This is a genomic window from Methylocystis borbori, from assembly GCF_036576025.1.
Classification (GTDB): Bacteria; Pseudomonadota; Alphaproteobacteria; order Rhizobiales; family Beijerinckiaceae; genus Methylocystis; species Methylocystis borbori.
Genome location: NZ_JAZHYN010000014.1, coordinates 41,366 through 64,022, shown reverse-complemented (window position 1 = coordinate 64,022; position 22,657 = coordinate 41,366). Strand labels below are relative to the sequence as shown.

The following is a 22,657-nucleotide window of genomic DNA, read 5'->3' as shown; positions in this document are numbered from 1 at the left end:
TTCGCCTACGCCACTTTCGTCCTCGACTCGCGGCCGGTCGAAATCGACGCCGCCCGGCGCCGGGAGCTTCTGGCGTGGCTGCAGGAGCGCGTCGGCATTGCGCGCGCGCCGGATTTGAGCGGCGTGGGGCTGCGCTTTCTCGGCGGGCGCGTCGCGCCGGGCGTCGCGGCGCCGGCGGGCTTTCTCGTCTATGAGCGCGAGGACGGGGGCCGTCTCGGCCTTTATTTTGAGCGGACGGAAGGCTCCGGCGCCTCCACGGGACATCGCGGCGGCCCCGGCCTGACGACGATCGAATGGCGCGCGGGCGGCTTCGCCTTCGTGCTTGTTGGCTCGCTCTCTCCGGAGTTTCTCCAGGCCGCGGCCGAGAAGGCGGCGGCGAGCGTCGCCGCGCCCGCCGAAACCGAGAAATAGCGCTTTCGCCGGCCGAAGCGCGAAAGGGCGCGTCGTCAGCCCATTTTGGCGCGCGGATCGTAAGGATGCGCGTCGCGCCATTCGCGCATGCGCGCGTCGAGATCGGCGGAGGCCTTCTCCGGCAGCATGATCTTCAAGGAGACGTATAGGTCGCCGGCGATCTTGCCGTCCGCCGCCGGCAGCCCTTTGCCGCGCAGCCGCAGCACCCGCCCGCTGTTGGAATGGGGCGGGATCGTCAGCTCCACCTTGCCGTCGAGGGTCGGCGTCGCCACCCGCGCGCCGAGCGCCGCCTCATAGACCGTGACGGGAAGGTCGAGCCGCAGATCGCGGCCGTCGAGCTTGAAATAGGGATGGGCGGCCGCCTTCACCGTCACCAGCGCGTCGCCGGGCTCGCCCCCGATGGCGCCGGGCTGGCCCTGGCCGCGCAGCCTGATCTGTTTGCCTTCGTCGACGCCGGCGGGGATTTTGACTTCAAGCGTGCGGCCGCTCGGCAGGATGACGCGCGCCGAACCGCCCCTCGCGAGGGTTTCGAGCGGCACGACGGCGGTCGCGACGACATCGTCGCCGCGCGTCGGCTGCGGGCCGGCGCGTCGGCGCGCCCCGCCGAAAAGATCGGAGAAAAGGTCGGAGGGATCGAAGCCGCCGCGCCCGCCCGCGCCTTCATTGCCGAAGTGGAATTCGAAATGCGGCTCGCCGGGGCCGCCGCCCGTGCGCGCGCTTCGGGCGAAGCCGCCGGGGCCGGCGCCCGCGCCGAATCCTTCAAAGCCGGTGAAGCGCGGCTTCCCGTCCGGGCCGATCTCGCCCTTGTCGAATTGCGCTTTCTTGGCCTCGTCGCCGACGATTTCGTAAGCCGAGTTTATTTCCGAGAAACGCTCCTTGGCTTTGGCATCGTCCTTGTTGCGGTCGGGGTGAAATTTTTTGGCGAGCTGGCGATAAGCCTTTTTGATATCGGCGGCGCTCGCCGATTTGGGCACGCCAAGAACCTCGTAGGGATCGCGCATATTTTTCCAGTCAGCCCATTTGGCGCGTCCGCCCATGGCGGCGCGGACGCGGATGTCTTATTCTCGAATGTGGGAGAAGAGGGCCGTTAACGCAAGCGGCGCCGCGCTTCGCATTCTCCAGAGCGCGCTGCGTAAAAGTGGATGCCGGTTTTTCGCGTCAAACGCGCTCTAAGCTTTTGGAATCGATCACGTCATCATCGTTTAGGCGATTCCGCCTAAACCCAGCGCGATCTAGCCGCCGCGCTGGGCGAAAAAGGCGTTGAAGCGTTCGCGCGCCTCGGGCGAGGCGAGAGCCTTGGCGAAAAGCGCCGCCTCGGCGTCGATGCGCGCGAGAACCTCTTGCGGATCGCCGCGCAGCAGCGCTCGCGCCGCGATGAGGGCGGCGGCGGGTTTGCCCGCGAGACGGGCGCGCGGCGTCCATCGCGACCTCGATGACGCGCTCCGCCGGCGCCAGCGCATTGACCAGCCCGAGCCGCAGCGCCTCCTCCCCGTCGAAGCTGTCGCACAGCAGGAGATATTGCGCGGCCTTCGCCATGCCGAGGCGCCTTGGCGCAAGCAGGCTCACGCCGCCTTCGGGGACGAGGGCCAGATCGACGAAGGGCATTTTGAAGCGCGCCCGCGCATCCGCATAAGCAAGGTCGCAGTGAAAGAGAAGGGTCGCGCCAACGCCGATCGCGTCGCCGGTCACGGCGGCGACGAGCGGCTTTTGGAAAGCGGCGAGGGCCCGCACGAAGGCGAGCGCCGGAAAAGTTTCGACGGAGCCCCTGAAATCGCGGAAATCCGCGAGATCGTTGCCGGCGGTGAAATTTCCGCCCGCGCCGGCGAAGACGACGGCGCGCAGCTCGTCGTCGCGCGCGGCCTCGGCAAGGGCGTCGACCAGGGCGCGATACATGTCGAGGTCGAGCGCATTCTTCTTTTCCGGGCGATTGAGCAGGAGGCGCAAAACGCCGTCTTCGCGCGCGACAATCATTTTTTCGGTCATGCAGGCCTCCGCCTCTGAAACGTCGATCCAGGAACGCCTTTTCGCATATCGACTCCGCGCTTTTTCTCAAACCGCTCGCCAGGACGCGATCTGTCTTCCTGACGAAAAATAGCCGAGTTTCCAACGGCGACGCCTCGCCTGGCCGCGTTTTTGTTTCTGGCGAATGAAGCGACGTTAACTTGCGCGGGGCGGGGAAGCCGCTACATTTACCGGCGGACGTTCGAGGAGCGAGCGCGACATTCGTCGCCGGCGAGATGATGTCCGCGTTCCCAATAGGCGTGAGAGCGAAGCGCGACGATGAGAAGCGGCGATGTCCTGAAATGGTTGCGAAACGCCTCTCCCCAGCGCGGCCAGAGCTTTTTCTATACGCTGGAGCAGCAGGCGACGCTCGCCATCGCTCGCGCGGCGCCGCATTGGGTGAAGCCGTCGCATCTGTCGCTGCTTGGCGCTGTCGCGGCGGTTTGCGCCGCTGCTATTCTGGTCGGAAGCCATTCATGGCCGGATCTGATCTGGCTCCTGCCGCCGGCAATGCTCGTCAACTGGTTCGGGCTGACCGCCGATTTGCCGCTCGCCCGGCTTCGCGGCGGGGAATTGCCCGGCTCCGGGATGACGCATCACGTCGCCGAGCTTTTCTCGCACGTCCTGCTTATCGTCGCCTACGGCTTTTCGCCTTTCCTATCGGCGCGCGCGGCGGCGATCATCCTCGTCTGTTATCTGCTGTTCTCGTCCTACTGCTATATTCGCGCCGCGACGCGGCAGACGCAGCAAATGGCCTATCTCGGCATTGGCGTGACGGAGTTCCGCCTCCTCCTCGCCTTCTGGCCCTTTATCGCCATAGCGCTCGGCGTCCCGGAGAGCCTGCACGACCCGCTGCCGGGGATCGACGTCGCCGTCATGGCTCTGGCGCTAATCGCGGTGCTGGGTCTTTTCGGCAAATTGTTCAAGGACGGCCGCAGGATCGCCGCCGCTTCGACGCAAGAAAAATAGGGCTAAGAATCTTTTAATCTCTGGCGACTCAAGCGGAACTTTTAGACCGTCCGCGCATTCTCCATGAATGCGACTGACCTTTGCCCAAATTTTGCCGATATTTTTGATTTTTGGCCAAGCGCCGCTGGCCGCCCGCGCCGAAGCCGAGTCCGATCGGACGGTTGCGTCCCTGACGTATGACGAGGCGAGGAATATGCGCGAGGCGGAAGAGCGGGTCGCTTGGCGGCTGCGCGTCGAGGCCGCGCGTCAGCGTTACGAAGCCTTCGCCGCGCAAGCTGAGTCGACTTATCGCGCCGAGAGGGGGTCGCAGTTCGCCTCCACGAGCTCGTCGGGAGCCGCGGGGCCGCTCGCGGCGGCGCTGGCCGATCCCACGCTTCGCTATAATGACATGGTCGTGGCCGCCGACCACGTTCTCATCTTTCGCGGCGCCGAGGGCGAGAGGCATAGCCTCGCCGATTTCGAGCGCCTGTCGGAGACGAACATGCGCGCGCTTTCGCTGCGGACCGTCGGGAACGATTATTAGCGGGACGGCCGTTTAGGGCCGATCGACCATTTTTCCCACCATTTTCTTGCTTAACGCCCATTAACAATTCTTGTGGTAATTCCGCCACATAGGTCGGATATTGCTGCGCCGGCGCATGAGGCGCCTTCCCTGTCTGACGGAAGGCGGCTACTGTTGCGTGGAGTTCCTCGCTTTGTTATGGCGCGAGCGTATATCTGGAGCGACATTGAAAATCCCATTCATCAATTGGTTCCCGATCGGTTGCGCGCTCGCCACGGGTTTGCTGTTTAGCGGCTGTACGCTGCTGCCGAGCGCCGGCCCCTCGGGCAAGGCTTTTCTCGACACCGGAGTCCCGAGCCTCGTCGGAGCCGAGCCGGTCATCGCTCTTGTCGAGGTCAATGATTTTTCGCTCGGCGTGTTAGCCCGGCGCGCGCCGCCCACGTTGCGCGGCTTTTTCGGCGACTACCGGCCGGCGGTCACGCAGATGATCGGCATCGGCGACTCGATCCAGATCACCGTATGGGAAGCCGCCGCGGGCGGCCTCTTCTCGGCGTCCGCTGGCGGCGCCATGAGCGCCGGCTCGCGCTCCGCCGTCATTCCCGACCAGGTCGTCGGACGCGACGGTTCGGTCACCGTGCCCTACGCCGGGCGCATCCATGTAGCGGGCCGCACCCAGCAGGATGTCGAGGCCGTCATCGTCGACCGTTTGCGCGGCAAGGCCATCGAGCCGCAAGCGCTCGTCAACGTCTCCCGCAACGTCAGCAATTCGGTTACGGTGACCGGCGAGGTGTCCAACGGCGCGCGCGTGCCTTTGACGCTGCGCGGCGACCGAATCATGGATGTGGTCGCCTCCGCCGGCGGCTATCATTCGCCGGTGCAGGAGACCTTCGTCACGCTGACGCGCGGCGGCCGCACGGCGCGGGCGCCCATCTATGCGCTCCTCAACAATCCGCAGGAGGATATCTATCTGCGTCCGGGCGACATTCTCACCGTCGAGCGGGTGCCGCAGAGCTTCACCGTCATGGGGGCCACCGGCACCAATGCGGTGGAGCCCTTTGACGCGCGCGGCATCGCGCTCGATGAGGCGATCGGCAAGTCGGGCGGGCTCGCCGACGGGCGCGCCGACCCCGAGGGGGTCTTCGTGCTGCGCTACGAGCCTGCAAGCCTCGTGCGCGAATTTCCCAATATTGCGCCGAGCCTGCTGGCGCAAAGCCATGTCCCCGTGGCCTATCATCTCGACATGCGCGACCCCAAAGCGCTTTTCCATGCGCGTCGCTTCGCGATCCGCGATAAGGACATTCTCTACGTCAGCAATTCGCCCATCGCCGATATCGGCAAGGCGGTGAGTCTGGTGCAGATGTTGGCGCAGCCTGCGGTGCAGGGCATCGCCGTCAGCCGCATCGCGAGGTGACGAGCTTGACGCGTCGGCGCAAAAATTCAATCGGCGCGAACGAGGCGGCTTCCCATTTGAGTGCGTCTAAGTTAAGGGTAAGTCATCCTTTCGCCGGTTTCGTCGCTATCATGGCGGGACAGGCGGGCGATGCGGTGGGGGCGCCGGTGGCGGCTTTTTCGCATCGAGTTTTTCATAGACGCTATTCCATGAGGGGTTATCGTGGCCAACCAGCGGATCAACGATAGCTTTCTGGCGGTCAAGGAACGAGCCTTGCTTATGGCGCTCGTGCAGCGCCTGCCGTCGTGGACCACGCCTGACCATCTCACCGCTGTCGGGCTCCTCGGCGCGGTCACGGTCATTTCAGGATTTGTCGGCTGCAATTGGTCGAACTGGTTCCTCCTCCTCGTCGTCTTCGGGCTTTTTCTCAATTGGTTCGGCGATTCTCTCGACGGCACGCTGGCGCGGTTTCGCGTCATGGAGCGTCCCTACTATGGCTTCTTCATCGATCACTCCGCCGATCTCATCGCCCAGACGCTGATCGTGGTCGGTCTCAGCGTATCGCCCTATTTCACGGTGGCCTCGGGGCTTCTCGTGCTTTCTCTCTATCTGCTGATGAGTTCATATACCTATCTGCGGGTGGTGACCGAGGGCATTCATCGCCTGTCCTATGGCGGCATGGGCGCCACGGAATTTCGTATCCTGGTCGCTCTTTGGGCCCTCTTCGCCGCGGCCTGCGGTCCTGGCCTCATCGCGGCGCAAGCCTATGGCTTCGCCATTCTCGATCTTGTGATCGGAACCCTTTCGGCGGCGACCTTCATCGCCTTCGTCTTCGTCGTGCGCAACGATCTCGCCCGTATGCAGCGCGAGGAGCGCGATCTTGTCCAGTCTCCAGAGCCGCCGCTGGCGGCCGAGGGGACTCCCTTCGAGATCGACGAACGAAACCTCGTCGAGCCTGCGGCGCGGTGAACGATCTGGTTCTGGGAGCGGGTTGCGCGCATGCGCGCCCGCGAAATCGCGTCGCTCCTTCTCTTGCGACAAATTTCCCTGCGTCGGCGGCGGGCGGCGCTCGCCTGGAGCGAGATCGTTTTTGATGGGAAGGCGCTACGCTTCCCATAAAAATGCGACTGCTGCTCCCCGCGACGCAAGGCGGGCGGCATGACTTCCGGAGAACGGGCGCTCGTCACCGGCGCCAGCGGATTCATTGGCGGCGCGGTCGTTCGGCTGTTGCTCTCCGAAGGATTTCGGGTGCGCGCCTTGGCGCGTCCGACAAGCCCGCGCGATAATCTGCCCCCTTCCTGCGAAATCGTCGAAGGCGACGTCTGCGACCGCGACGCCGTTCGTCGCGCCATGGAGGGCGTCGACGCGCTCTTCCATCTCGCGGCGGATTATCGGCTGTGGACCCCAGATCCCGCCGCGCTCATGCGGGTGAATGTCGAGGGAACGGAAGTCGTGATGCGGGAGGCGCTGCGGGCGGGCGTGCCGCGAATCGTCCATACGAGCAGCGTCGCGACCCTCGCCGCCACGAGCGCCGGTCCCAGCGCGGAGTCGAGCCGTCTCGCCCCCGAACAGGCCTTCGGGGCCTATAAGTTAAGCAAGATTCTTTCGCAGAGGCTGGTCGAAAGGCTTGTCGCGGAAGAGGGTCTGCCGGCGACGATCGTCTGCCCGTCGACGCCGCTTGGCCCCGGCGATCTCCGGCCGACGCCGACGGGCCGGATCGTCGCGGAAGCGCTGCGCGGCCGGGTGCCGGCCTATGTCGACACCGGACTCAACATCGTTCATGTCGACGATGTCGCCGCCGGCCATGTCGCGGCGCTGCGTCACGGCGAGATCGGCGAACGCTATATCCTCGGCGGCGCGAACTTGACTTTGCAAGAACTCCTGACCGAGATATCGCGCATCGCCCGGCGCCCGCCGCCGCGCGTGAAATTGCCTTACTGGCCGCTTATTCCGCTCGCTTACGCCAATGAGTTTTTCGCGCGCCTCGCCGGCACGGAGCCCTTTCTCAATCGCGAAAGCCTGCGCCTTTCCGCGACGCGCATGTTCTTCGACGACGCCAAGGCGCGCCGCGCGCTCGGCTATCGCACCCGTCCGGCGGCCGAGGCCATCGCTGACGCCGTGCGCTGGTTTTCTGGCCGGGGCGTCTAAGCGAATGGCGCTAGGGCGCATCGCGCTTGAACGTCTCGTCGCCGCCTTGCTGGCTTTTGGGAGCGCCGCGCCTCCCGCAGAGGCCGAATCGTTCAGCGGCTTCACCTATTGTTCGCCGCCCCCGCGTCCCGCATGCATCGAGAGGGCGCGCGCCGAGGCCGAGATGGCCGCCTGCGACGATCAGATGCGCATCTATACGACGATGGTGTTCAAATATCGCGAATGTCTCGAAAGGGAGATGGAGCGCGCCGTTAGCGACGCCAATGAGGCGATCGGCGCCTGGCGATGCCGCTCCGACAAGACGAAGTGCCGCAATTGACGGACGCGACCGCGCAAGAGCCCAGACGCAGGGTCGTCTATGACGTGACCCGGCTCGTGACCCGCGCGCTCAATCCCGCGCCCAATGGGATCGACCGCGTCGATTTCGCGCTCGCGCGGCATTTTCTCGAACGGCGCGAGGAGGAGCGCGGGGCGCTCGTCTGCACCGCGATCGGGCCGCGCCTCGCCGACCCCGCCAAGGCGCTGAAAACGATCGAAAGCGTCGAAGCCCATTGGCGCGAGGAAAGCGACGCCCAGGAAGACTCCGTCTATCGCGCGGCCGTTGCTAGCCTGCGCGCGCAAGGCGGCGACGCGAATGTGTCGGCGCGCGCGAGAAAGGCGCCGTCGTTCGCCGCGCTCTCGCGCAATGTCGAGGCGCTGCGCCGGTGGGCGCCGCATCTCGGTCGGCCGCTCCGCACTCTTCCGCAAGGCGTGGTCTATTTCAACGCCACGCTGTTTCTGATCGACCGGCCCTGGTATGTCGGCTGGCTCGCGTCGCGGCCCGACGTCGCGCCCGTCTTCTTCATTCATGATCTCCTGCCGATCGACGCGCCGGAATTCTTTCGTTCGCGCGAGGCGCTGCTCCATCCGGCACGCATGCGGCACGTCTGCCGCTATGGCGCCGGCGCCGTCGTCGCGTCAAAGTCGGTGGCGCGCCGCCTTATGCAATTTGCCGCCGATAACGGGCGTCATGATTTTCCGATCTGCGTCGCGCCGCTTCCGGCGGCGCCCGTGTTCTCGAAATCCGTCGCCGCGCCGGCCGAACTTGACGGCCTTTCCTATTTTGTCGTCTGCGGCACGATCGAACCGCGCAAGAATCATATCCTCCTCATCAATGTCTGGCGGGAGCTTGCGCGCGAGGCCAAGCCGCCGAAACTCGTCATCGTCGGCAAGCGCGGCTGGCTCAACGCCCCTGTCGTCGACGCGCTCGAAGGCGATGACGCGCTGCGGCCTCATGTCGTCGAAGCCGGCGGGCTCTCGACGCCGGGGCTGCGTCGCCTGCTCGCCGGCGCGCGGGCGCTGCTGACCCCTTCTCTTGGCGAAGGCTTCGGACTTCCCGTCGTTGAAGCGCTCGCGGCGGGAACGCCCGTCATCGTCTCCGACATCGAAGCCTTCCGCGAGATTGGCGGCGCCGCGCCGGACTATCTCGATCCGCTGGACGGCTCCGGCTGGCTGCAAGCCGTACGGGATTTCAGCGCGCCGCAATCGCCGCGCCGCGACGCTGCGCTCTTGCGCCTTAAGCAATGGTCGGGCGCCGACGCTGGCGGCTATTTCGCGACGATCGACGATTTTCTCGCGCGATTGCCGCGACGCGCATAGAGCGAGATCGTTCTTGATGGAAACGCTACGCGCTTCCATCAAGAACGTGAATCTCGCTCTGATTTAGGGGGATAGAGCAGGATTCACGTTTGAGGCGGAGTCGCAATGCGATTCCGTCTCAAACGATCCTGCTCCAGATCACGCTGCGTTTAGGCGGAATCGCCTAAACGCAGATGACGTGATCGCTTCAAAAAGCTTAGAGCGCGCTTTACGCGAAAAACCGGTTCCCACTTTTTCGCAGCGCGCTCTAGGCGTCGCGACGAAAAGACGACGAATTGACCCGCTTGCGCGCGGCGCGCATTATCCCGCGCCCGCGGCGTCGAATCGCGCGCGGCGAGAGAAGGGGTTTTGCGTGAATCTCTGCGAACATCCGCAAGGAGCTTCGCGCAAGGCGCCGAGCGACGAGGAGCTCGCGGCCCTCGCGCATTTCCGTTCCGCCTTGCGCAAATTTCTCGCCTTCAGCGAACAGGCCGCCGCCGAGCACGGCGTCACCATGCAATGGTATCAGGCGCTGCTCGTCGTGCGCACCTTTCGCAAGGGCGCCCATATCAGCGTCGGCGAACTCGCCGAGCAATTGATGATTCGCGATCACAGCGCGGCGGAGCTCGTCTCGCGGCTCGTGCAGGCGAAGCTCGTGCGCCGCAAGACCGATCCGACGGATCGCCGCCGTTCGCTCGTCATCATCACCGCAGCTGGAAATCGCCGTCTCTCCGAGCTCGCCGCCGCGCATCTGAAGCAAATGCGCGAGACCAAGAGCGGCTTCCTCACGCTGTTTCGCGCTCCCGAGTATTGAGACGAACGAAAATCAATAGCCGGTCATTTCGAGATAGCCTTCGCCTTCATGCGAGCCGTCGATGCGGATCGGCCCTTCCCAATAAGGCGTGTCGGTTCCCATCCAGCTTCGCGGATTGAGCGGCCGCGTCTTGACGTCAAACCCGCGGCTCTCGACCTTGAGCCGCCAGCGCGTCGGCGGCTCGCGGCCGGCGGCGGCCGGCGTCGTCTCCAAAGGCTCGATCGAAATATCGTTGCGCCCGAGCGGCGCGGAGCTGCCGTCCGGCGCGATCCAATTGCCGAAAAGGAAAAGCGGCCCCTTGGCGGCGCGCATGCGATAGAGCATCAGCTTCTCGCCGCTCGCAAGATGCAGCGAGAACCAGTCCCATCCCTTCTGATCGGGGCCCAGCGGTTGGCTCGACCATTCGCGGTCCATCCAGGCCCGACCGGAGACTTTCGTCTCGCGCCCGTCGAGCGACAGCGCGCCTTCGACCCGAAAGAAGGGCTGGCTGTAGTAATAGGACGCCTGCCCCTCGTCCGATTTGCGGCTGAAGCCGTTTTCGCCCTGCAATGCGAGCGGCCCGTCGGCGTCAAGGTCGAGCGCGTAGGAGAAATTCGCGCCGCGCGCCCGTATATGCAGGCGCTTGAGGCCGGCGCCCGGCGCCTCGTCGCGCGTCTCGAAGGCCCAGTCGTCGATGAAGGCGCGAAACGGCGCCGCTTCGACGCCCGCCTGTCCGACGCCGCCGCGCGCGATTTTCTGCGCGAAACGATGCGACGCCATGCTCGTCGCCGCGGCATGGCCCATCCAGATGTTGCGGTCGTCCCAGCCTATGCGCGCGGCGTTGGGCTCGAGCGCATAGCGAAACAGCGTCCATTGCACGCCGTATTCTTCGCCGTCGGCGCCCTTGAGATTGGCGGTGAGATACCACCACTCGATGCGAAAATCCGGATGCGCGCCGTGGTCCTTCGGAAAGACGAGCGGCGTTCCGGGCTTTGGAAGCGCAAAGCCGGGCGCTTCGGCGCCGACAAGTCCGCCGAAACCCGGTTCGCTCGCGCTTTGCGCGAGCGTCCCGCCGCAGAGGAGCGCGAGAAGCGCGAGAGCCGCTCTAGCGTTCATTGGAGAAGACCTTCAGCAATTCGCTCGGCGCCGCGCGCGCGAGACGCGCCGTGGGAAGGAGCGCGGCGAGAAACGCCGCGCCAAGCGCGATGATGAAAACCTCGCCCCATTGCGCGGGAAACATATGGAAAGGCAAGCGCCAGCCGAAGGCCGCGACATTGACGCCCGCGACGAGGCGCCAGCTCATGAAGAGGCCGAGCGGCAAAGCCAGCAAGGCGGCGCCGGCGGCGAACATCATGACGCGCGCCAGCTCCAGAGTCGCGAGCCGGCTTCGCGTCGCGCCGAGCGCCCAGACCGGCGCGACGCGCGCCCGCCGCATGTCGGCGAGCGTGAGCAGGCTTGCGAAAAGCGCGATTCCCGAAACGATCAGCGTCAGCGTGTTGAGCGCCGCCGTGACGGCGAAGGTGCGCTCGAAAATATCGGTCGAGAGTTTCTTGATCTCCGCCTGATCGAGGATGCGCGCGATTTTGGCCCCAAAGCGGCGTTGCATCTCCTCCATCACGCGCGCCGTGGCCTCGGGCGCGACGCGCAGGCTGTAATGCACGCCGGAGGCGTCGGCGAATTTCGCCGCGAGCCTTTGATGGGCGATGCGCAATTGTCCCCTCGGATTGCCGTAGTCGGGAAAGATTCCGACGATATGCGCGCGAAAGTTTTCCCCCGATGTCGGAATGTCGAGCGCCGCCCCCAGCGCAAGGCCGAGACGGCGCGCCAGTTGTTCGCTGATAAGAACCGCGTCTTCTTCAAAAAGCGCGCGCCAGACGTCGGGCGTCGCCTCGATGAGCGGAAAATGCGCCGTATAGGTTTCATGCGGCGTCATGCCGATGACCTCGACGGGCCATCCGTCGAGGCGCGTCCGCGCGCGCCAGACGGGAAGGACCGCGGCGATGTCTGTTTGCGCGCGCGCCCAGTCTTCGATCTCGCGCGCGTCGGCCGGGCTCGTCGCTTCGTAATAGATTTCGGCGGCGAGCCGTTCGTCGAGCCAGCCGGTAAAGGTAAGGCGAAATCCCTCCACCATGCCGCCGACCCCGATATTGGCCGCAAGCGCCATGAGAAGCGCCATCAACGCCAGCGAAAGGCCGGGAAGCTCCTGCCTGCCGTCGGCGAAGAACCAGCGCGCCAGCGGGCGCCGCGAGAGGCGCTCGCCGAGCGTCAGCGCGCCGGCGAGAGCAAGCGGCAGTAAAAGCGCCGCGCCGATGAGCGCGCCGGCGATGACGGCGAAGCTTGCCGCGAGACTCTCGCCAAGAAAGAAAGCGGCGCCGGCGCCAAGCAGCGCGAGCGACGCGAAGATTCCCTGCCGGCGCAAATAGCGATGATGGGCCTCGCGCCAGGCGATGGGCCGCGCGACGGAGAGGACCGGCAGGCGCAGCGTCTTCGACAGGCCGCTTCCGGCTGCAAGCAAGGCGCCCGCGCTCGCCATCACGAGGCCTGAGAGGAGCCAGGAGGCGTCGAGCGCGAGGCTTTCCGGAATATGCGCGCCATAGAGGCCTTCGAGGCTCGCGGCCATATTGGGCAAAAGCGCCCGCGCCATGAGATAGCCGCCGAAGACCCCCGCGCCGCCGGCGATCAGCGTGAAGAAGACGAGTTCGATGAGCATCGCGACGATCAGGGCGCGCGCCGAGACGCCGAGCGCGCGCAGCGTGCGCAGGAGCGGCAGCCGCTGCTCGAAGGCGAGGCCGAAGGCGGCGTGGACGATGAAGAAGCCGACGAGAAAGGCGAGGAAGCCGAAGGCGGTGAGATTGAGATGAAAGCTGCCCGTGAGGCGCGCAAGCTCGTTATCTTCCTGCGGCCCGACGAGGCGCAGCGCGTCGCCCGTTATTTGCGCGAGTCGCGCGGGGTCGATCGGCGCGTCATCGGCGACGACAAGGCGCGAAAGTTTTCCCTCGCGGCCCAGCAGGCGTTGCGCGACGCCAATGTCGACGACGATCGCGCCCGGCGGCGCCTCCTCGAGCGCCGCGAGCGGCGGCAGTTGACGGCCGCGCTCGGTCAGAGGCCTTGCGCCTGGCGCGAGGCCGAGGCGGCGCAATGTCTCCGGCGCGACGAAGGCGCGGCCGGGCCCGGAGAAGAAATCCGCGATATTCTCCCGCTCACGCATATGCGCCATGGGCGCGCTGCGCGGCAAGGTGAGCGGCTCGACCCCGACGAGGCGCAGTTGATGATCGTCGATGCGGATCGAGCCTTCCAGCGCCGGCGAGACATTCGCGCCGGCGCGGCGCAGTTTCACGAACAGCTCCTGCGGGAAGAGGCCGCCGCGAGAGGCGACGAGCATGCTCGCGTTTTCGCCGGAGAATATCGCCGCCGCGTCGTCATAGCTTCTGCGCGCCTGCGCGTTTAACGCCTGCACGCCGCTCCAAAGCGCCGTGGCGATCCCAAGGCCGAGAATGACCGTCGCGAGATTGGCCTTGTGGCGGCGCCAATGGCTGAGCAGCGCCAGCAGCGTCCATAGAAGCGTCTGCCGCGTCATGCGACGAGCCGCGCATTCATGGCGCCAGCAATCCGGCTTCGAGCCGCACGCGCCTTTGCAGACGCGCCGCGAGCCGCTCGCTATGCGTCGCCATCAAAAAGGCGCAGCCCGTCGCGGCGACGAGATCGAGCGCGAGCGCAAGGACCGCGTCGCCGGCCGCCTCGTCGAGATTGCCGGTAGGCTCGTCGGCGATAAGCAGCCGCGGCCGGACGGCGAAGGCGCGGCCGACCGCGACGCGCTGCTGCTGCCCGCCGGACAGCTCTTCGGGATAGCGCGCAAGTAGCGCCGAAAGGCCGAGGCGCCGGGCGAGCTCCGCCTCCCAGAGGGCGTCGCGCCGCCCCGCGAGCCGCGCCTGGAAACTTAAGTTTTCGGCGACGGTGAGGCTCGCGATGAGGTTGAACTGTTGAAAGACGACGCCGATCTTCTCGCGGCGGAGCCGCGCGCGCCCGCTTTCCGTCAGGCGCGCGAGCGCGACGCCGTCAAGCGAGATGTCCCCAGAATCCGCGTCGTCGAGCGCGCCGACGAGATGCAGCAGCGTGCTCTTGCCGCTGCCGGACTCCCCCATCAGAGCGAGGCTCGTTCCGGCTTCGAGCGTCAGATCGACGCCGCGCAGCACCGGAAGCCGTCCCTGCGGCGTGGCGTAGGATTTTTTCAGCCCCTCGACGCATAGCAGCGGCGCGCGCGCTTGCGCGAAGGCAAGATTTTCCGCATTGGCGAAAGCAGACAAGAAACGCGCGCCTTGGGTCAGGAGTCGGGAGAGAGCCGACACGCTAGCACATATAGGCGGCACATATAGGTTTGGAGCGCTGGAAGGCGCAAAGAGGCCGCGCCTTCCACTTCGGGGAAATCAGAATGCGACGCGCAAGCCTCCGTAAATGGTTCGGCCCGCGCCGGGATAGAAGACCCGCGGATCGAGGCCGCGCGCGTCGATGATCGTCGAGACGTCGCTGATGAAATGCCGGTTGCTCAGGTTGCGCGCCTCGACGAAGACCGAGACGCCGTAAGGCAGCGTCATTCCCGCCTGCGCCCCAAAGAGCAGATAGCCCGGCGCCTCAAGCGTATGCGCATAGTCGACATAGGCGCCTTGCGGAACCCAGTCGATTTGCGGCGCGAAATAGAGTCCGTCGGGCCGCCAATAGGAAAGCGTCGTGCGCAACACATGGCGCGGAATGCCGGCCAAGGGATTGTCGCCAAAGTCGCGATCGCCGACAAAACGGAAGTCGTTCCAGGTCCAAACTTGCGAGAGCTTCACCGCGTCGCCGGCGTCGGGGGCGATAATGTCGCGCAAGAGTTCGGCGCTCGCGGCGAATTCGACGCCCTGATGCATGGTGCGCTTGGCGTTGAAGGTCGTCGCCGGCACGCCGGCGCCCGGATTGGTGTTGAACTTCAGCAGTTCGTCCTGCAATTCCGAGTGATAGAAAGTCACGTCCCACGTATAGCGATCCCAGCGGCCGCGCGCGCCAAGTTCGCCGGTCCAGGCCTTTTGCGCCGCGAGCGGCGTGAAGGTCAGGCCGTTGTTCGGCGGCGGAAAGACGCCCTGAGTGAGGTCGATAAAGTCCGGCACGTCGCGGCTGCCGGTCATGTCGGCGAAGAACTGCATATTGGGCGCGGGCTCGAACATGAGGCCGACCTTCGGGACAATGCCGCGATAGATTTTCTCGGAAACGCCAGGGATCGGCTCGAAGGGAATGCCGCCCAGCACCGAATAGCGCCGCGTGTCGGCGAAGATTTTGGCGCCGAACATCAAAGTGAGCTGCGGGACGATCTGGAAGCGATTTTCGAAATAGGCTTCGAGATTGAGCGCGGTCATCCGGTTATTGCGGATGCGCGGGTCCAATCCCGGATTGATGAACAGGCCGCAAAAGCCGAAACATGAACTCGCGGCGCCGAATTGCGCGAGGCCATTGAACGAAAACGGCGGAAAGGAGAATGGCGCAGTGCCGAAATTCGCGGGGATCCCACCATAGGGATTGAGCCGCATCCCGTTATAATTGTCGAACCAATTGTCGCTCGACGATCCACCCCAGACGCGGCCGCCAAGGATGAGTTCATTGGCGTGGCCGGCGACGGCGAAATTCGACGTCAGGCGCGGGGTGAAGCCCCAAGTGCCGCCTTCCTGCTCGATGACGACGAAAATCGGATGGTAAAGATAATTGTGCATATACCAGCTGTTGACGTCGAGGCGGCCGATCTCGCTCAAGATCGTCGTCTTGTTCGAGATGCGCCAATTCTTGACGTTGCGCGCCTGATTGGCGCCAAAGCCCTCGGAGCCGAAGCCCGCGGGGTAAGGCGGCAGCGATTGACGCGGGTCGGTTTGCGCGTCGAAAAGCGTCAATTGTCCGGGCAGCAATTGCCATGTGTCATAGACGCCGAAGTAAAAGCGCGTTTCGATGTCGTTTGAAAAGCGATAGCCGAGATTGCCGTTGAGTTGCGTATAATCCGTGGTCGAGTGCTTTCTGTAGTTGTCGGCGTGGGTGAAGGTTCCGTTGATGAGAAAATCGAAATCGCCGATGACGCGCGACATCTGCGCCTGACCGCGCACTGTCCCGTAGCTGCCGCCTTCGATGGACAGCATATTGGGCGCGAGCGCGGTATAGGCGGTCGGCGAGATGAAATTGATCGCGCCGCCGAGCGTCGATGCGCCATAAGCGAGCGCATTGCCGCCCTTCATGACTTCGATCGCCCGAAAATATTTGGGGTCGATCTGATACATGTCGCCGCCGCCGTCGGCATAGTTCATCGGAATGCCGTCCTGTAGCAGCTCCAATCCGCGCAGATGGAAATCGCGCGTCAGATTCGAGCCGCGGATGGAGAGACGCAATTCCTGGCCATAGCGGCTTTCCACATAGACGCCGGGAACGTCCTTGAGCGCGTCGCGCAGGTCATGGACGTAGCGCGTCTGAATTTCGGGGGTGTTGGCGTCGACGAAAGCGACGGAGCCGACCGTGCGATTGAGTTCGCGGCGCTGCTCGGCGACCGAAGGCACGGTCAGCGATCCGCCGCCGCCGCCCGTCTGCGTCGAAGCGGGCGCTGGCGCAGGCGCTGGAGCAAGGGCGCCTCCGGCGCCGCGCCCCGCGTCGCGCCCTGTGGCGCGCGGCTTGGCGGCGCCGATGTCGATGGGCGGTAGATTTTGTTGCGCAAGCGCGGAAGACGTGGCGAGCGTTAAAGCAAGGGCGACGGCGGACGAGCCGCGCAGCAAGACGATGCGGAACATAGGGATTCTCCTGGCGCGACGCGTGGGCCGCGCGATCGTGAAGCGAAACTTACGAGGTCAGGAGAAAGAGGGCGGCGCGCGGGGAATTGCGATCGAGCGAAGGCGCGTATATTGGCTGGCCGGCGCCGGCGAGGCGATGGCCGCGCGGCTTGAGGCGCGTCGCGGTGGGGCATAGGCGGCGCTCCCCGGCGCCGACGCCAGACAGGGCGCGAGCGTTTCTTCTTCGCTGTGGCCGCAGAGCGGACAACATTGCGCGCCCGCGCAGGGATGTTTTTGCGGCGCGCTATCGGAGGAAGTCGGACAATGGAGGCCCGCCGCGTCCGGCGAAGGAGCCGTGGCAAGCGATGCGACGCTGAACGAAATCGTCGCGAGGGCGAAAAGAACCGCGACGCAGAGCGCCCAGGGTCGCCAGTGCGATCCAAAACGCCGCATTTTCGCGAAGGCCGCCATCTTCTCAAGAGTCCCCGACGATGCGCCGCGCCCGCAGCGGGCGTTAGGCGACGATCGGCGAAGCCGCCGAACCCTGTAATTGGTAATATACCAAACATGGTCGGGCAACGGGCGCGGACTCTTAAATGAGCCTTCGGGTGCTGTATTTCCTCCGGCTGTTGCCCATGCGCAACAGTGCGCCGATCTCGGCGCGCTTTCGATCGGACGGAATCGTCCGATCGGTAAGAAATCGCGCCGAATCGAAAGGCCTAGGGAAGGGGCTTGTGATGCGGGTCGAGCGGCGAATGGCTCCCGTCCGCCTCGACGGCGGCCATGCCGTCGAACCGCGAAAGTCGCTCCAAAACATCCGGCGTCAACCGCTTTTCTTCCGCCGCGAGGCGCGTCGAAAGCGCCTGCGCGCTCGAATTCGACACGCCGAGCTTCTCGAGCGTCGCGCTGTCCTTTAATGCGTCCCCGGCGCAGAGCGCGATTGTCCAGGCTTGATCCTTGCGCCTGAGAAAAGCGCGTCCGCCGAGTTCGCCCTGGCGCCAGTCGGCGACCGCGGCGTCTCCTTCAACGACGATGGCGTCGACGAAGAGCGGGGCCTCCGGCTTGTCGAAAGTTTGAAACAGCAGCCGCCGCGCCGCCTCGGCGCCGTCGTCCGCGCGCGCGCCGACGCAGGCGGCGCCAACAGCGATGAGTAAAATGCGTAAAATAGGGCTTCTCATGTGACCGCTCCTGCAATGACGCCGCGCCGCCCCGCCGCGATATTGGTATAATACCAATACGCCGACCGCAAGCCGGCCTTCTTTCTTAATGGCGTTTTCGCGTCCGCGATTTTTTGCTACCACCCACGGGCGGCGCAAATGAAAATGAGCGGATATGTCGACGGCGGAAAAAGGCGCGCGCCAGCGCATTCTGGACGCGGCGCTCAAAGTTCTAAAATCGGAAGGCGTTTCGGCGCTGACTCAAACCCGTGTGGCTGCGGCGGCGGGGCTCCGGCAATCGCATCTGACATATTATTTCCCGCGCAAGACGGACCTGCTCGCCGCGACGCTGGAGGCCTCGCATGCGCAGGCGGCGAAGCCGCGTCGCGTCGCTTCGCGCGCCGAGGCCGATCCGATCGAGGCCGTTCGATCGCTGATGTTCGACAAAAACAAGATGCGGTTCTTCTTGAGCGTTATCGCGCAGGCAAGCGATAAAGCCGAGAGTCGCGCGACGCTTGCCGCCCATGCGCGCGGCGTGGCCGAGCAGCTGGCGCCGATCTTCGGCCGCCCGGCCGACGATCCCGACATTGTCGCTTTCGTCGACATGTTGCGTGGCATGGGGCTTCGCATGCTGCTCGAAGCGGACAACAAGCGTCGGCCGCCCGTCGACGTTGAGGCGCTCGCGCGTCGCTTTGGCCTTGCGCGCGCCGCAGGCGCGACTTTGAGAGGCGAGGCGAAACCGCTAGAATGATACGATGCAACAAATCTCAACAGATACGGTTCAGGACCGGGGACGGCCTTACGCCGTCGCGGCGGCCTTATTCCTCCTCTGCGCCTTTGCGCTCGCTTTTCCATGGCTTTCGGGCCGGGTCACCATTCCCTGGGACGCCAAGGCGCATTTCTTTCCGCAATTCGCCTTTCTCGCCCATGCGCTGCACAGCGGGCAGTCGCCCTTCTGGACGCCCAATGTCTTTGCCGGCATGCCGCAGATCGCCGATCCGCAATCGCTGATCTTCTCGCCCTTCTTTCTCCTCGCCGCCGCGCTCGTTCCCGAGCCCTCCTTCAGGTTGGAGGATACGATCGTCTTCGCCATGCTGGCGATGGGCGGTCTCGCGCTCATTTGCTATTTTCGCGATCGCGGCTGGAGCGCGGCTGGCGGGCTGCTCGCCGCGCTCGCTTTCGCCTTCGGCGGCTCGGCGGCCTGGCGCATCCAGCATACAGGCCAAATTATGAGCCTCGCCTGGCTGCCCGTCACGCTGTGGCTCTTGGCGCGCGCGCTCGACCGGCGCTCGATTTTTTGTGGCGCGGCGGCGGGGGCGGTCGCGGCCTTTCTGGTGCTAGGCCGCGATCAGGTCGCTTTCCTCAGCGTCCTCATGCTCGCCGGCTATGCGCTTTATCGCGTCGCGACCGACGATGCGCCGAAACTCTCCGCGCTCGCGCCGCTCGCGGCCGGCGCGCTCGTGGGCTCGGCGATCATCGCCGTGCCGCTCGCCTTCACTTTGGAGCTTGCCGCCAATTCCAATCGGCCGGAGATCGGCCTAGACGACGCCTTTAAGGGATCGCTCCCGCCGGGAACTTTCCTCACGCTGCTTTCCGCCAATCTTTTCGGCGTGGACGGGCCGCTTAAGGATTTTTGGGGGCCGTCGTCTCAAGCATATGGCGAGCGCGATCTTTTCCTCGCCCGCAATATGACCGATGTTTACGCGGGCGCGTTGACGCTCGTCGCGCTCGTGGCGGCGATGGGCGGGCGCTTCTTCGCCGACAAGGAGATTCGCTTCTTCGCCGCCGCGGCGCTGTTCTTCGCGCTTTACGCGCTTGGCCGCTATACGCCGGCCTTCAGCTTTTTCTATGAACTGCCCGGCGTCGATCTCTGGCGCCGTCCGGCCGACGCGACCTTCCTCTTCGGGGCGACGCTCGCGATTCTCGCGGGCTATGGCTTCAGCCTCGTCGAGCGCGGCGCGGTAAAGCCCGGCGCGGCGCCGCTCATCGGCGCGGTCGCGGCGCTTTTTGCGGTGGCGATCTTCGTCGCGGCGTCGAAAGGCCATCTCACGCAGGCGACGCGTCCGCTCGCGACAAGCGCGCTGTTCGCCGCGCTCGCCATCGCTTTCATTCTCGCCGCGCGCGAAGGGATGATGCGCGGGCTCGTGTTGCTGGGCGCCGTCGCCGCGCTGACGACGGTCGATCTCGCGACAAGCGACGGGCCGAATGAATCGACCGCTCTCGCCCCCGAGCAGTTCGAGGCGCTGCGGCCGGACGGGAAGGATGCGGTGATCGCCTATCTGCGCCAGAAGCTGAAGGAGACGGCGGCGCCCGACCGGCGCGATCGCGTGGAGCTTGCCGCGATCGACTTTCACTGGCCGAACGCCACGCTCGTTCACGGCTTCGATCACGATCTCGGCTATAATCCGATCCGGTTGCGGCTTTTCGAGAATGCGACGGAAGCGGGCGACCATCTCGCTTTGCCCGAGCAGCGCGAATTTTCGCCGCTCTATCCGTCCTATCGGTCGAACATGTCGGATTTGCTCGGGTTGCGGTTCGTCGCGACGGGCGTTCCGATCGAAGAGATCGACGAAAACTACAAGCCTGGCGACTTCAACGAGCTGACGCGGATCGGCAAGGTCCGCATCTATGAAAATCCGCGCGCCCTGCCGCGCGCGCTGTTCGCGACCTGCGCCCTGCGCGTCGACTTCGAGGATATGATCAAGACCGGCGCGTGGCCGGACGTCGATTACCGCGAGACCGTCCTGCTTGAGGGGCCGCCGCTTTGCCATACGCATAATGGCGCGCCGCCGACGCAGCCGCGGATCTTGTCCTATGCGAATACGGAGGTCGTCGTCGAGGTCGACGCGCCGCCGGGCGGCGGCTGGCTCGTCTTGAACGACGTCTGGCATCCCTGGTGGTTCGCGCGCGTCGACGGCGCGCAAACGCCGGTCCTGCGCGCCAATGTGATTTTTCGCGCCGTCGCCATTCCCGAAGGGCGCCATGAGGCGCGTTTCACCTTCGAGCCTTTCCGCGGGCTGCTCGCCGAATTGTCGTAGCGCGTTATGACGTGGATGGCCGGGTCAAGCCGGGCCATGACAGGCGCGCGTCACATCCACCCGGCGACTTCGCGCTTCGCCAGCGCCTCGATCAGCGCCACGCCTTCCTCGCTGTCGTTGAGGCAGGCGAGACGCGCGAATTTCTCGCCGCCTTTTGCTAAAAAGAGATCGCGGATTTCGACGCCGAGCTCCTCGATCGTCTCGAGGCAATCGGCGGAAAATCCCGGCGCGACGATGGCGAGCCGCTTGACGCCCGCCTGCGCCAGCTCAGCAACCATATCCGCCGTATAGGGCTTGAGCCATTGCGCGCGGCCAAAGCGCGACTGAAAGGCGAGACGCAGCTTCTCTGGACCCATCCCGAGCGCGTCGCCCAACAGCCGCCAGCTCGCTTCGCAATGATCGCGGTAGGGATCGCCGCGATCCACTTGCGCCTGCGGCAGGCCATGGAAAGACGCGACGATGACCTCCGGCGCGAAATCGAGCGCCGCCATCTGGCGCCGCAGGCTCGCGGCAAGCGCGTCAATATAGGCGGGATCGTCGTAATAGGACGCGCCGATGCGCAGCGCCGGCTGTTTGCGCATCTTGCGCAGCGCCGCGAATGCGGCGTCGGCGGCGGAAGCGGTGGTCGAAGCGGCATATTGCGGATAGAGGGGCAGCAGCGCGATGCGTTCGCAGCCCCGCTTCATCAGCGTTTCGATCCGGTCTTCGATCGAGGGCGAACCATAGCGCAACGCATAATCGACGATGAGGCGCGGCGAGCCGATCCTTGCGCCAAGCTTTTCGGCCTGCAGGCGCGTGATCGTCTTGAGCGGCCCTTCGTTCGTCTCCCGGTTCCAGATCGATTCGTAAAGCTTCGCGGAACGCGCCGGCCGCGTGTTGAGAATGACGCCGTAAAGAATGGGAAGCCATAAGGCGCGCGGCAGATCCACGACTCTGCGGTCGGATAGAAATTGCGCGAGATAGCGTCGCACCGACGCGACATCCGGCGCATCCGGCGTGCCGAGATTGACGACGAGCAGGCCGACGGGCGTGTCGCGCGAACTCATGGCCGCATCTTTTCGAAGGCCGCGCCTTCATCCTCGGCCATGCGGAAGCCGTGCTCCTCGGCGGGAAAGGCGCCGGCGCGCACGTCGCGCGCATAGGCCGCGAGCGCGTCGCGCAGCGCCGTTCCGATCGCGCCGTAGCGACGATTGTGCTTGAACTCCCGCGTGGTGATTCCGGCGAGATCATTGACGACGAGCACCTGGCCGTCGGTCGAAGCGCCGGCGCCGATGCCAATCGTCGGCGCCGCGATCGCGCGCGTGACGCGCGCGGCGAGTTCGTGGGGCACGAGCTCCAGCACGAGGAATTTCTGTCCCGCCGCGTCAAGCGCCAGCGCGTCGTCATAGAGCTTCGCGGCGGCTTCCGCCGTCTTTCCCTGGCGCCGCTTCACCTCCTGATGCTGCGATTCGAGTCCGAGATGGCCGCACACGTCGAAGCCCGCGCGCGTCAGGGCGCGTACGAGCTCCGGCTGCGCGCCTTCGAATTTCACGCAATCGGCGCCGGCGTCGGCAAGGATGCGCGAGCTTTCGATCGCCTGTTCCACCGTATCGTATGTCGCGTAAGGCAGATCGCCGATGATGTAGACTTGGGGCGCGCCGCGCCGCACGGCGCGGATATGATGCGCCATGTCGGAGAGCGTCACCTCGCGCTCATGGGCGTAGCCGAGAATATTCACGCCGACGCTGTCGCCGACGAGGATGATGTCGACGCCCGCCTCGATCTCGAGACGCGCCGTGGGGGCGTCATAGGCGGTGACGACGACGATTTTCTCGCCGCGCCGCTTCATCTTGAAAAAAGCATCGGCTTTGGACAAACGAGG

General features: G+C 65.3%; 20 protein-coding genes and 1 pseudogene. 11 read left to right on the top strand and 10 right to left on the bottom strand.

Features of this window, described 5'->3' with window-relative positions; translation table 11 throughout:
- A partial coding sequence (locus V3H18_RS06835; RefSeq protein WP_408631767.1) for an anti-sigma factor family protein occupies positions 1-411 on the top strand: 411 nt, incomplete at its 5' end.
- 35 nt (positions 412-446) lie between these two features.
- Here the strand turns inward: V3H18_RS06835 and V3H18_RS06830 are convergent.
- The 3 genes and pseudogenes from V3H18_RS06830 to V3H18_RS06820 all read right to left on the bottom strand — a co-directional run.
- Positions 447-1,412, bottom strand: coding sequence for a J domain-containing protein (locus V3H18_RS06830; RefSeq protein WP_332081233.1), 966 nt, complete (start codon positions 1,410-1,412; stop codon positions 447-449).
- 231 nt (positions 1,413-1,643) lie between these two features.
- Entirely contained in the window at positions 1,644-1,871 is a 228-nt protein-coding gene (locus tag V3H18_RS06825) for a Clp protease/crotonase-like domain-containing protein (protein ID WP_332081235.1), read from the bottom strand.
- 4 nt (positions 1,872-1,875) lie between these two features.
- A pseudogene (locus tag V3H18_RS06820) lies at positions 1,876-2,382 on the bottom strand (enoyl-CoA hydratase-related protein); the annotation flags it as partial.
- 309 nt (positions 2,383-2,691) lie between these two features.
- Here V3H18_RS06820 and V3H18_RS06815 point away from each other — a divergent pair.
- From V3H18_RS06815 to V3H18_RS06780, 8 genes are all read left to right on the top strand, one after another.
- Positions 2,692-3,381, top strand: coding sequence for a CDP-alcohol phosphatidyltransferase family protein (locus V3H18_RS06815; RefSeq protein WP_332081232.1), 690 nt, complete (start codon positions 2,692-2,694; stop codon positions 3,379-3,381).
- A 193-nt stretch (positions 3,382-3,574) separates the two neighbouring features.
- Positions 3,575-3,904 (top strand): hypothetical protein, encoded by a 330-nt coding sequence (locus V3H18_RS06810; RefSeq protein WP_332081231.1) that lies wholly within the window; start codon positions 3,575-3,577, stop codon positions 3,902-3,904.
- Between the two features lie 205 nt (positions 3,905-4,109).
- Complete coding sequence (locus tag V3H18_RS06805) at positions 4,110-5,294, top strand: polysaccharide biosynthesis/export family protein (RefSeq protein ID WP_332081230.1); 1,185 nt, start codon at positions 4,110-4,112, stop codon at positions 5,292-5,294.
- 201 nt (positions 5,295-5,495) lie between these two features.
- Positions 5,496-6,242 carry a CDP-alcohol phosphatidyltransferase family protein gene (locus V3H18_RS06800; protein ID WP_332081229.1) on the top strand — a complete coding sequence of 249 codons (747 nt, stop codon included), beginning with the start codon at positions 5,496-5,498 and terminating at the stop codon, positions 6,240-6,242.
- A 189-nt stretch (positions 6,243-6,431) separates the two neighbouring features.
- Positions 6,432-7,421, top strand: a complete 990-nt coding sequence (gene hpnA / locus V3H18_RS06795; RefSeq protein WP_332081228.1) for a hopanoid-associated sugar epimerase — start codon at positions 6,432-6,434, stop codon at positions 7,419-7,421.
- A 4-nt stretch (positions 7,422-7,425) separates the two neighbouring features.
- Complete coding sequence (locus V3H18_RS06790) at positions 7,426-7,740, top strand: hypothetical protein (RefSeq protein WP_332081227.1); 315 nt, start codon at positions 7,426-7,428, stop codon at positions 7,738-7,740.
- Positions 7,707-9,059: a glycosyltransferase family 4 protein gene (locus V3H18_RS06785; protein ID WP_332081226.1), complete on the top strand. Its 1,353-nt coding sequence runs from the start codon at positions 7,707-7,709 to the stop codon at positions 9,057-9,059. The genes V3H18_RS06790 and V3H18_RS06785 overlap by 34 nt, the downstream gene beginning before the upstream one ends.
- 352 nt (positions 9,060-9,411) lie before the next feature.
- Positions 9,412-9,852 (top strand): MarR family winged helix-turn-helix transcriptional regulator, encoded by a 441-nt coding sequence (locus V3H18_RS06780; protein ID WP_332081225.1) that lies wholly within the window; start codon positions 9,412-9,414, stop codon positions 9,850-9,852.
- 12 nt (positions 9,853-9,864) lie between these two features.
- Here the strand turns inward: V3H18_RS06780 and V3H18_RS06775 are convergent, their stop codons facing one another.
- From V3H18_RS06775 to V3H18_RS06755, 5 genes are all read right to left on the bottom strand, one after another.
- The gene (locus V3H18_RS06775) at positions 9,865-10,947 is read right to left on the bottom strand and encodes a lipocalin-like domain-containing protein (protein ID WP_332081224.1); all 1,083 of its coding nucleotides are present in this window, start codon (positions 10,945-10,947) and stop codon (positions 9,865-9,867) included.
- The gene (locus tag V3H18_RS06770; protein ID WP_332081223.1) at positions 10,937-13,408 is read right to left on the bottom strand and encodes an ABC transporter permease; all 2,472 of its coding nucleotides are present in this window, start codon (positions 13,406-13,408) and stop codon (positions 10,937-10,939) included. Before V3H18_RS06770 ends, V3H18_RS06775 begins: the two co-directional genes overlap by 11 nt.
- A 16-nt stretch (positions 13,409-13,424) precedes the next feature.
- On the bottom strand, positions 13,425-14,135 hold the full coding sequence (locus V3H18_RS06765; protein ID WP_332081222.1) for an ABC transporter ATP-binding protein: 711 nt from the start codon (positions 14,133-14,135) through the stop codon (positions 13,425-13,427).
- A gap of 120 nt (positions 14,136-14,255) precedes the next feature.
- On the bottom strand, positions 14,256-16,622 hold the full coding sequence (locus V3H18_RS06760; RefSeq protein ID WP_332081221.1) for a TonB-dependent receptor family protein: 2,367 nt from the start codon (positions 16,620-16,622) through the stop codon (positions 14,256-14,258).
- Positions 16,623-17,320: 698 nt separating this feature from the next.
- Positions 17,321-17,779 carry a copper uptake system-associated protein gene (locus V3H18_RS06755; protein ID WP_332081220.1) on the bottom strand — a complete coding sequence of 153 codons (459 nt, stop codon included), beginning with the start codon at positions 17,777-17,779 and terminating at the stop codon, positions 17,321-17,323.
- 154 nt (positions 17,780-17,933) lie between these two features.
- On the opposite strand from V3H18_RS06755, the gene V3H18_RS06750 reads away from it, so the two are divergent.
- Together V3H18_RS06750 and V3H18_RS06745 are read left to right on the top strand one after the other, a co-directional pair.
- Entirely contained in the window at positions 17,934-18,509 is a 576-nt protein-coding gene (locus V3H18_RS06750) for a TetR/AcrR family transcriptional regulator (protein WP_332081219.1), read from the top strand.
- 4 nt (positions 18,510-18,513) lie between these two features.
- Entirely contained in the window at positions 18,514-20,796 is a 2,283-nt protein-coding gene (locus tag V3H18_RS06745; RefSeq protein WP_332081218.1) for a hypothetical protein, read from the top strand.
- A gap of 50 nt (positions 20,797-20,846) precedes the next feature.
- Here the strand turns inward: V3H18_RS06745 and hemH are convergent, their stop codons facing one another.
- Positions 20,847-21,842: a ferrochelatase gene (hemH, locus tag V3H18_RS06740; RefSeq protein ID WP_332081217.1), complete on the bottom strand. Its 996-nt coding sequence runs from the start codon at positions 21,840-21,842 to the stop codon at positions 20,847-20,849.
- Positions 21,839-22,651, bottom strand: coding sequence for a 3-methyl-2-oxobutanoate hydroxymethyltransferase (panB, locus tag V3H18_RS06735; RefSeq protein WP_332081216.1), 813 nt, complete (start codon positions 22,649-22,651; stop codon positions 21,839-21,841). Before panB ends, hemH begins: the two co-directional genes overlap by 4 nt.
- Positions 22,652-22,657: the final 6 nt, after the last annotated feature.